Origin of the sequence: Phaeobacter sp. HF9A (assembly GCF_011806385.1) — a bacterium.
GTDB lineage: Bacteria > Pseudomonadota > Alphaproteobacteria > Rhodobacterales > Rhodobacteraceae > Epibacterium.
In genome coordinates this window covers 1-933 of sequence record NZ_JAATOX010000254.1, presented here as the reverse complement: position 1 = coordinate 933, position 933 = coordinate 1, and the positions used below count along the sequence as shown (strand labels likewise).

Genomic DNA, 933 nt, shown 5'->3' with positions numbered 1-933 from the left:
CAGCCCCTTGCGCGGCCAAAAGGTCCGAGCCTAACCCGACGAGTGTCGGGCCAACCCCCAGGCCGATCAGGTTGAATAGAAATAGAAAAGCCGCCGTCACCATCGGCCTTAGATGCGGCACGACCTGAGTGTGCGCATAGGCAAAGGTCGGCCCCCAAAAAACCGCTGCCAAGCTGACGCTGCCGGCCATGGCCCCCAGCGCGACGGTCCTGTCAGAGGACAGCAAGAATACAAGAACCAAGGGTTTGGACAGCAGGATCGCGCCCAGCACAACTCCGATCCGCCACCAAGGCGCGTGCCGCCCGAGATGATCCGCCAGCCGCCCGCTGAAGACCGTGCCGAGGCCCCCGATTGTCCCGGCGGTAACGGCCAGGAACACGCCCGCCTGCGCCTGCGACAGGCCATGGGTGCGCAGTATGAAGGTCGGCGTCCAGGCCAATGATCCAAAGGTAACGATACCCGTCGCGGCCATACCCCAAAGCGCGTGCCACAGCCCTTTGTGGGCGCGCAGCGTGTCCCAGGTCCGTGCCATCAGGGCGGGAGGCGTAGCGGCGTGCTGCCGCGCGACCTCGGCCGGGCCATAGCGCCAGAAAGCCATCGCAAGCACCAATCCCGGTAGCCCAGCCAGGATGAATGCCGCGCGCCAGCCGTAGAGCTGGCCCACCACGCCGCCGATCAGGAAGGCCAGCAGCACCCCTAGGTTCGCCCCCGCAGCAAAGGCTGCCATGGCTGAGCTGCGCCTTTCTTCTTCGACACTGTCGGAGATTACCGAATGCGCGGGCGCGACAGACCCACTTTCCCCTGCGGCCACGCCAAGCCGCGCCAACAGAAGATGGCCAAAGCCCTGTGCTGCTGCGGTAGCCAGGGTGAACAGGCTCCAGACCGCAGCGGCCATGGCGATCAGCTTGCGCCGTGACCCGGTCGCCGCAAGCT

At 66.0% G+C, this 933-nt stretch carries 1 protein-coding gene; it reads right to left on the bottom strand.

The genetic code is table 11. The features are described 5' to 3' along the window. The coding region (locus HCZ87_RS20760; protein WP_254868729.1) for an MFS transporter at positions 1-895 on the bottom strand (895 nt) is incomplete at its 3' end. Between the last annotated feature and the right edge of the window lie 38 nt (positions 896-933).